This is a genomic window from Brevibacterium samyangense (assembly GCF_039529845.1).
GTDB classification, from domain to species: domain Bacteria; phylum Actinomycetota; class Actinomycetes; order Actinomycetales; family Brevibacteriaceae; genus Brevibacterium; species Brevibacterium samyangense.
In genome coordinates this window covers 1-8424 of record NZ_BAAANO010000015.1, presented here as the reverse complement: position 1 = coordinate 8424, position 8424 = coordinate 1, and the positions used below count along the sequence as shown (strand labels likewise).

Genomic DNA, 8424 nt, shown 5'->3' with positions numbered 1-8424 from the left:
CGCCCGTTCCGGCGGGAGGGCCCCGGGCCGGGTCAGCAGAGCTTCCGGGCGAGCCAGTTCCGGAAACGGTGCGTGATCGTCACCGGGTCGACGAGGAGCTTCGGGATGTCCGCGGCGTTGCCGGGGGCGATGCGCACGTGGAGGAGCGCGGGACCCGGCACCCCGGTGAGGCGCCTGAACTCCGCGGCGAGCGATGCCTCGGTGTCCGCCCGGGCGACGGTCCAACCGGCGGCCTCCGCGAGGGCACCGAGGTCGACCTTCGAGGTGTACGTCGGCAGGCCGGCGGTCGAGCCGTAGGCGGCGTTGTCGAGGACGACGAGGAGCAGCTTCTCCGGGGCGAGGAAGCCGCCGGTGGGCAGGACGTTCGGGTTCATGAGGAGCGAACCGTCGCCCTCGAGTCCGACGACCTTGGGGATCTCCGAGTCCTGGACGGCGAGCGCGAGGCCAGTCGCGATCGACCCGACGAGTCCCATCGAGTCGAGCACCGAGAAATGGTTGTCGCGGTTCTCGATCGAGGCGAGCTCGCGGCTCGTCGCCGCACAGGTGACGACGACGGGCATGTCCGGTGTCGATTCATTGATGACGCGCAGCGCCGCGAGGCGGGTCATCGTGGGCGCGGAGGTCTCGCCGGTCGGGGCGGTGCGAGTGGCCGTGGTGGTGTTCTCCATGTCAGGCCACCTTCCCGTCGGTGTTCCAGAAGGACGCGAGGACGATGACGGGACGGTAGGTCATGCGGGCGTGGTTCCCCGCCTCGGCGACGACGTCCTCCCAGTCCGCCGCGCTCGAACGGCGGTCGAGTTCGACCACCTGGAAGCCGGCGGCGCGGAGGATCTGCGGCATCGGCTGACTGATCGAGTGGATCATCGAGTTGTACTCGCCGAGGCCACCACGGGTGTTCGCAAAGACGAGCAGCGGCAGGTGGTACGAGAGCGAGAACGTCGTGAGGGCCGTGAGGTTGTTGCCGAATCCGTTGTCCTGCATGACGACGGCCCCGAACTTCCCGGCCAGGGGCAGGGCTCCGACCACGCCGATCGCCTCCTCCTCACGCGAGAGCGGCGTGACCCGTTCGGAGATCCCGTCGGCCCCGTCGTCGGTCGCCACGAGGTGGTCGATGACCGGGGCGACCGTCACGGACGGGATGTAGCCGACGAGGTCGGCTCCGGTCCCCCAGATGCCGTCCGCCGCCGCCTGGGCATAGGTCTTCGTCGGCGCCTGGGCCTCGGGTGCACCGGGCGGAGCAGTCGGGGATGTCGTCATGAAGGGGACCTTTCGTTCTCTCTCGGGGTTGGTGGACTCGGGGGTGGTGGACTCGGGGTTGGTGGGCTCGGGGGTGGTGGATCCCCACGCGTCAGATCGACACGGAACCGATGCGCGCCATCTGCGCATCGACCCAGGGGCGGTCGAAGACGCCCTCGCTCCGGATCCGCTCGCTGATCCGGCCCTCCTTCGCGACGACGGCCGCGGTCTCCTCCGCGACGGCCGCCGCCTCGGCCGCGGGCACGACGACGATCCCGTCGGCGTCGCCGCACACGAGGTCGCCGGGGTTCACGACGACGCCGCCGATCGCAACGGGGTAATTGATCTCCCCGGGGCCGTTCTTGTACGGACCGTTCGGGTTCGTGCCGCGGGCGTACACCGCGAAGGGGCACTCACCGGCGATGTAGTCGAGGTCGCGGACGCACCCGTCGACGACGACACCCGCAATGCCCTTCGTCGCGAGGTACTGGAGCATGAGGTCGCCCATGACGGCGCGCGCCGTACTGCCCTCGGCGTCGACGACGAGGACATCACCGGGCCGGAGGGAATCCATGACGGCATGGATGACGAGGTTGTCCCCCGTCGGTACCCGCACCGTGACCGCCGGGCCTGCGAGGCGATGCGCGTTGAGGGCGCGGATCCCGGCGTCCGGGGAGTACAGGCGCTGCATGACATCGCCGATGTTCGCGACGGGTGCGGCCGCGAGTACCTCGAGCACCGCGGGGTCCGGGTGCGCGGGCATCACCTCGTTCACCCGATTACCGACCGACGCCATCCGAGAACCTCCTGCAGTACGTGACCACGGTCACCGTCGACCGCGTGAGCCCGAGCCTATGTGTGCCCCGGTCACCGGTCCAGACCCCGAGCAGGCCCTTCCACCCTTCGCGGGGTGGGGATTTCCCACCCGGATGTAGGGCCCGCACCACTGCCGCGGGCAGATCCCGAGGCGCACTCTGGATACATCAATCGCACCAGCCGCAACAGCCCGGGAGATGGGGCCGACCGCGGCGCATCGAAACGGAGCAGCCATGAGCACCCCCGACAACGCAGACATGGGCACCCCCAGGACCGCAGCCACGACCACCCACACCGACGACTCCTACCTCCGCTCCGACTTCACCGCCGGCGCCGAGCAGCCCGTCCACACCGCCCCCGAGACCCCGGCGACCTACACCACCTACCCGACGGGTGCCTCGGCCGCGGGTGGCGTCCCGACCCCACCGAAGTCCTATCTGCTCACCGCACTTCTGTCGGTGCTCGGCGGCTGGTTCGGGCTCGACCGGTTCTACCTCGGGAAGATCGGCACCGGTGTGCTCAAGCTCGTCACCTTCGGCGGGTTCGGCATCTGGTGGCTCATCGACGGGATCCTCGCGGTGCTCGGCCAGACGAAGGACGTCGACGGCCGCGCGCTCGAGGGATACGAGGAGAACAAGAAGACCGTGTGGATCGTCGCCGGCGTCCTCGCCGCGCTCATGCTCTGGGGCGGCGGTGGCGGATTCTTCCTCTTCCCGGGCCTGCTGTTCCTCTGATCGCTCAGGGCTGCTGTTCCGGCCGCCTTCTCTCCTCGCTCCGCCACGATGCCCCGGGGCGTACGGATCGAACCGTACGCCCCGGGGCATTGCGCGTGTCCGGCGCGTCGACAGACCGCGTTCACACCCGGCGCGTAATCTGGGTCACGTTTCAGACCGGGGTCTCTTGCCACTTACCCCGACAAAACCCCTGGTGAGAGCCTCGAATGCACCGCAGCGGACGCCCCGTCCGGCAGCACCCCCGATATCCCCGAACCCCAGGAGAGTGATCCTCGTGAGCACCTCACCCCGGAACAATCCCCCGCCGGCGCCACGCCCGGCACAGTGACGCCCGATTCCACGACCACCGAGGCCTCGAGCCTCGGCCCCGCCTTCAACACCGACCGCACGATCACCCCATGCAGCGCAAGGTGCTCGCGGGCGGCTCGGTCGGGCAGTTCATCGAGTTCTACGACTTCGCGCTCTACGGTCTGTCGGCGACGGTCCTCGCGCAGCTGTTCTTCCCCGGCGACTCGCAGCTCGTCGGCCTTCTCGCCCTCTTCGCCTCCTACGGCGTCGCATTCCTCTTCCGCCCGCTCGGTGGCCTGTACTTCGGTGCTCTCGGCGACCGCATCGGACGGCGGAAGGTCCTCGCGATCACGCTGTTGCTCATCGGCGCGGCGACGACGGCGATCGGCCTGCTGCCGACCGCGGCGACGATCGGCGCCCTCGCCCCGATCCTTCTCGTCACGTGCCGACTCCTCCAGGGGTTCTCCGCCGGTGGCGAGTCCGTCGGCGCTCCCGCGTTCGTCTTCGAACACGCCCCCGTGCACCGCCGCGGGTTCTTCATCAACATCACCCTCGCGGCGACCGCTCTGCCGAGCGTGTTTGCGGCGCTCCTCATCCTCGTGCTCTCGACGTCCATGTCCGACTCCGCATTCGAGACCTGGGGCTGGCGCATCCCGTTCCTCATCGCCCTCCCGCTCGCGGCGTTCGGCCTGTGGATCCGGAACAAGACCGAGGAATCGCCCGTGTTCCAGGAGATGCTCGACGAACAGCAGACCGCTGCCGAGCAGGCGAAGCAGGAGCTCAGCGACGAGGGCCACGGCGTCTCCCCGTTGAAGGACGCGTTCCGCACGAACTGGGTGCAGATGCTCCAGGTGCTCTTCGTCATGGGCCTCACCGCGATGGGCTTCTACTTCCTGTCCGGCTACTTCGTGAGCTACGTCGAGACCTCCGGTGGCCTCAGCCGCCCGCAGTCCCTCGCCCTCAACGCCGTCGCCATGGCCGCGTACACCCTGCTCCTGCCGATCATGGGCGCGATCGGCGACCGCCTCGGCCGCCGCCCCATGCTCATCGGCGGCTCGATCGCGATCGCGGTGCTCGCGATGCCCGCGTTCCTCCTCGTCACCTCCGGTTCGGTCGCACTCGCGATGTGCGGTCAGCTCCTCTTCGTCCTCGCGATCACCTTCTACGGCGGCGGCTGCTACACGTTCTTCGTCGAGGTGTTCGAGACGAAGCACCGCTTCACCTCGGCCGCCGTCTCCTACAACGTCGGCTACGCACTGCTCGGCGGCACGGCCCCGTTCGTCGGCACCGCGCTCGTCGGCGCGACCGGGATCTCCTTCTCCCCCGCGTTCTGGGTCATCGGCGTCGCCGTCGTCGTCCTCGCGCTCATCTTCGTCACCAAGGTGCCGGAGACCCGCGGCCGCATCCACTGAGGCGCTCGCGCGCCCCACACGAAAGCCGAGGCGCCACGCCGGTTCCGACCGGTGTGGCGCCTCGGCTTTCTCCCACACGAGTCGCGGTCTCGCGTGAGTGATGTCGGGAACGCAATTCACCTGTCAGGAACGCAATACGGGACGGTGCTCGGGCCCGCGAGCGTGCCAGATCGCTTTCTCAGCGGTGGAAATGCATTCTCACCGCGGACAGTGCACTCCCAACCGTGTTCCCGCTCGCTCACGTACTCACGGAACGCCCGGCTCACGCGAGCGAAGGCCGCAGGCGGCGTTCGCCGGCTCCGCCCGTGGCGACCTCGAGGGCGAGTTCACCGAGGAGCGGTGCGAACTTCGCGCCGTGTCCCGAGCACGCCGAGAGCACCGTGACACCCTCGGCGGAATCGATGACGAACTCCTCGTCGGGGGTGTTCGTGAAGAGGCACGTGGTCTCCGCATAGGGCCCCGGCACGAGGCCGGGCACGTTCTCCTTCACGTACGCGATAATCCGTTCGCGGTGCGCGGGGTCGATGAGGCCGGTCTGCGCGGACGCATCCGGGATGATCGGGCCACCGTTGAACTCCGCGAGCTTCTGCCCCCGGAAGTCCGCATCCCGGCCGCCGGGCAGCGAGTACGTCTGGATGGCCGGGGTCCTGTGGATGAACGTCGGCCAGTCTGTAAATGTGATCGATAAATGGCGGTCCTCTGTGATCGCTAAGTGGCGGCCGGACGCACGTCGTCTTCACCTCTACTCCGGGACGGCTGTGCGGGCGCAGGTCATGGGGAGTGGGCCGATCCCGGTGACGTGGTGAGTGCCCAAGCCGCAGGACGGCGCCCCGTCCCACCGGCCTCCGAGTCGCCAGGAACGAACACCTTTGGAGCATCGAGCCCGAGGTGCTCTCCTCGGTGGTCCTGCGATGGTGAGGAGAGCGGCTGACGGCCCAGGACGAGTCATGCCCTCGGGACTGGGTTCTGGGTCCTGCAGCTCTGGTCGCGGCGGCCGTCCCGGCATTCCTCATTGCTCACCGGGTGGCTTTACCTGCCCCGGGCGCCGGGAGGGGCGGGGTCAGCGTCCGAAGAGGCGGGCGAGGAGGCCGGTGCCCCGGCCGGACGAGGCGTCGGTCGCGGGGGCGTCGTCGTGGCCGGGGCACCAGGTCCCGGCGGGGACGGTGGCCTTGACCTGGTCGACGTGCTGGCCGCAGCCGGCCCAGGTGGTCTTGCCGCAGGTGCGGCAGGTGATGGCTCGGCACATGATGGGGTCCTTTCATGGTGCCCCGGGGGGCGGTGTGCGGGCGTGAGGAGGGGCCTGGCCGCGGGAGCGACGAGGGGGTGGGCTCCCGCGGCCAGGGGTTCGCGGACCGGGCGTAGCGTCCGGGGGATCAGGACTGGTGCTGGAGTGCGTTTTGGCGGGCGGCCCAGGCGGACCAGGCGGCGTAGCTGCCGTCGAGCTCGACGACCTGGTGGCCGGCGCGGCGCAGGGCGTTCGCCGCCACGCTGTTGCGCAGCCCGGACTGGCAGTAGGTCACCAGCGGGACGGTGCCCGGGGCGGGCAGGTCGTCCGGGTGGAACAGGATCTTGCCGGCGCTGAGCTGCCGCGAGCCCGGGACGTGCCCGGCGGTGTGCTCGGAGCGGTTGCGCACGTCGAGAAGCACCGCGTCCTGGTGGTCGGCGAGGAAGGCGTCCAGTTCGGCCGAAGGGATCACCGGCGGCACGACCGTCGGCAGGCCCTCCAGGGTCGGGACGAAGCCGACCAGGGCGTCCACGCCGACGCGGACGAAGTGGTCGTCGTAGGCGGTGGCGGTCTCGGCGTCGGCGGCCAGGATCACCAGGCCGGCGTCGTCGGCCTCGGGGTCGTAGGCCCAGGCGATGTGGGTGGCGGCCTTCCCGAGCGAGGGGATGCTCAGCGCACCGGGCACGGTGCCGCGGTGAACCTCGTCCACGGGGCGGGTGTCGACCAGGGCCAGGGTGCCCTCGGCCAGGCCGGCGGCCAGCTCCTCGGCCGTGACGGCGCGCGGGGCCGGACGCTCGCCCAGCAGGGCCGGGCCCTGCTTGTTCTGGCGCTTCATGCGCGCGAAGTAGGCGTGGGCGTCGGGCTGGCCCTCGAGCAGCTCGTCGATGAAGCCCTGCTCGTCGTCGTTCTCCAGGTACTTCCCCCACCAGGCGAACTTGCGCTCGTAGCCGACGGTGGTCGAGGGCAGGGCGCCCAGCGCCTTGCCGCAGGCCGAGCCGGCGCCGTGGCCGGGGAAGACCTGCACGTGGTCGGGCAGGGTCAGGAACGCGGCCTTCAGGGAGGCGAACAGCTGCTTCGCGCCGGCGAAGCGGGTGTCCTGGAAGCCGGCCGCCTCGTCGAGCAGGTCGGGCCGGCCCACGTCACCGGAGAAGACGAAGTCGCCGGTCAGGTAGTAGCCCGGCTCGTCGGTGAAGGCCCCGTCGGTGACCAGGTAGGACAGGTGCTCGGGGGTGTGGCCGGGGGTGTGGCGGGCGGTGACGGTGATGTTGCCGAGCATGATGGTGTCGCCGTCGCGCAGGCGCTCGGCCTCGAAGCCGTACTGCCAGTCGGCCCCGCCCTCCCCGGAGACGTAGGCGGTGGCGCCGGTGGCGGCGGCCAGCTCGCGGGTGCCGGAGAGGAAGTCGGCGTGGATGTGGGTCTCGGTCACCGCGGTGATCTCCATGCCGTGGTGGGCGGCGAGGTCGAGGTAGACCTGGACGTCGCGGCGGGGGTCGACGACCAGCGCCTGGCCGGTGGCCTGGCAGCCGATCAGGTAGCTGGCCTGGGCCAGGTCCTCGTCGTAGATGCGCTCGAGAAGCATGGGTCCTCCTGAAGGTCGGGACGGATGTGCCGAATCGGTTCTCGGTATACCCCCGAGGGTATCAGATACCCCTGGGGGTATTTCAAGTGGGGGCGTGATCAGGCCTGCGGGAGGGTGGCGAGGGCGGCGCGCAGCCGCTCCGCGGCCGCGTCGGCCACGGGGCGGAGGTCGGCGTTGCCGGTCACGCCGACCATGATCTGCGGGTCCAGGGCCTCGACCGCGGTGCGGTCGGCGCCCGCGGCGCGCACGACGACGTTGCAGGGCAGGAGCAGGCCGATGGAGGCCTCGGCCTGCAGTGCCCGGTGGGCGAGCGGCGGGTTGCTTGCGCCGAGGATGACCTGCGGTGCGAGCTCGACGTCCAGCTTCACCTTCAGGGTGGCGGCCAGGTCGATCTCGGTCAGGACGCCGAAGCCCTGGTCGGCCAGGGCCTCGCGGACCGCCGTGACGGCCTGGTCGAAGGGGAGGGGGACGGTGGTGGCGATGCCGTGGTCCATGCGAGGTCCTTCCGGAGGGCGGCCGGTTCAGGCGGTCTTCTGGGCGGCGAGCTGCTGCCGCACGTCGTCCATGTCGAGGTCGCGCACCGCGGCGATGACCTGCTCCAGGTCCTTGGCCCGCAGGGCTCCGGGCTGGGAGAAGACCAGGATGCCGTCGCGGAAGGCCATCAGGGTGGGGATCGAGGTGATCCCCGCCTGGGCGGAGAGGGTCTGCTCGGCCTCGGTGTCGACCTTGCCGAAGACGATGTCCGGATGGGTCTCGGACGCCTTCTCGAAGACGGGTCCGAACATGCGGCAGGGGCCGCACCAGGACGCCCACCAGTCGACCAGGACGATCTCGTTCAGGTCGACGGCGGCGGCGAAGGTCTCGGCGGTAAGGGGGACGGTGGTCATGGGTGCACTCCTTGTCAACAGGAAGGGGCGTGTATACCCCGGGGGGTATTACAACACGATGGTGCGCCGTCTATTCCCGACCGCCTCGTCCTGCCGCGCGTCCGGCGCGGGCCGGTCGCCCGGGGCGCTCTCGAGCAGGGAGTCCAGGGCGTCGCGCCCGCCGTCGAGGTAGGCCGCCCAGGCCGCGCCGGCGCCGGCCGGCGCGCGCCAGCGATCGCGCACGGCGCGGAGCGTCGTGGCGGCGTCG

11 protein-coding genes are annotated in these 8424 nt (G+C 70.4%); 2 read left to right on the top strand and 9 right to left on the bottom strand.

The annotated features are described in order from the left end of the window. Positions 1-32: 32 nt before the first annotated feature. The 3 genes from ABD172_RS08325 to ABD172_RS08315 all read right to left on the bottom strand — a co-directional run bounded on the left by ABD172_RS08325 (position 33) and on the right by ABD172_RS08315 (position 2032). Positions 33-668 carry a thiamine pyrophosphate-dependent enzyme gene (locus ABD172_RS08325; RefSeq protein ID WP_344308676.1) on the bottom strand — a complete coding sequence of 212 codons (636 nt, stop codon included), beginning with the start codon at positions 666-668 and terminating at the stop codon, positions 33-35. A 1-nt stretch (position 669) separates the two neighbouring features. After that, positions 670-1257: a thiamine pyrophosphate-binding protein gene (locus ABD172_RS08320; RefSeq protein WP_344308674.1), complete on the bottom strand. Its 588-nt coding sequence runs from the start codon at positions 1255-1257 to the stop codon at positions 670-672. 91 nt (positions 1258-1348) lie between these two features. After that, complete coding sequence (locus ABD172_RS08315; protein WP_344308672.1) at positions 1349-2032, bottom strand: RraA family protein; 684 nt, start codon at positions 2030-2032, stop codon at positions 1349-1351. 253 nt (positions 2033-2285) lie between these two features. On the opposite strand from ABD172_RS08315, the gene ABD172_RS08310 reads away from it, so the two are divergent. Both ABD172_RS08310 and ABD172_RS08305 read left to right on the top strand, forming a co-directional pair. Further along, positions 2286-2786 (top strand): TM2 domain-containing protein, encoded by a 501-nt coding sequence (locus ABD172_RS08310; RefSeq protein ID WP_344308670.1) that lies wholly within the window; start codon positions 2286-2288, stop codon positions 2784-2786. 398 nt (positions 2787-3184) lie between these two features. Further along, complete coding sequence (locus tag ABD172_RS08305) at positions 3185-4486, top strand: MFS transporter (RefSeq protein ID WP_344308668.1); 1302 nt, start codon at positions 3185-3187, stop codon at positions 4484-4486. Positions 4487-4748: 262 nt separating this feature from the next. Here ABD172_RS08305 and ABD172_RS08300 read toward each other — a convergent pair whose 3' ends face one another. The 6 genes from ABD172_RS08300 to ABD172_RS08275 all read right to left on the bottom strand — a co-directional run. Further along, positions 4749-5168: an FAD-dependent oxidoreductase gene (locus tag ABD172_RS08300; protein WP_344308909.1), complete on the bottom strand. Its 420-nt coding sequence runs from the start codon at positions 5166-5168 to the stop codon at positions 4749-4751. A gap of 378 nt (positions 5169-5546) precedes the next feature. Then, positions 5547-5732: a hypothetical protein gene (locus tag ABD172_RS08295; RefSeq protein ID WP_344308666.1), complete on the bottom strand. Its 186-nt coding sequence runs from the start codon at positions 5730-5732 to the stop codon at positions 5547-5549. Positions 5733-5859: 127 nt separating this feature from the next. Then, complete coding sequence (locus ABD172_RS08290; protein WP_344308664.1) at positions 5860-7290, bottom strand: MBL fold metallo-hydrolase; 1431 nt, start codon at positions 7288-7290, stop codon at positions 5860-5862. 98 nt (positions 7291-7388) lie between these two features. Beyond that, the gene (locus ABD172_RS08285) at positions 7389-7784 is read right to left on the bottom strand and encodes a DUF302 domain-containing protein (RefSeq protein ID WP_344308662.1); all 396 of its coding nucleotides are present in this window, start codon (positions 7782-7784) and stop codon (positions 7389-7391) included. Positions 7785-7811: 27 nt separating this feature from the next. Beyond that, on the bottom strand, positions 7812-8177 hold the full coding sequence (gene trxA / locus ABD172_RS08280; protein WP_344308661.1) for a thioredoxin: 366 nt from the start codon (positions 8175-8177) through the stop codon (positions 7812-7814). A gap of 48 nt (positions 8178-8225) precedes the next feature. After that, positions 8226-8424, bottom strand: a 199-nt coding sequence (locus tag ABD172_RS08275) for a hypothetical protein (protein ID WP_344308659.1), incomplete at its 5' end; no start/stop codon positions are given.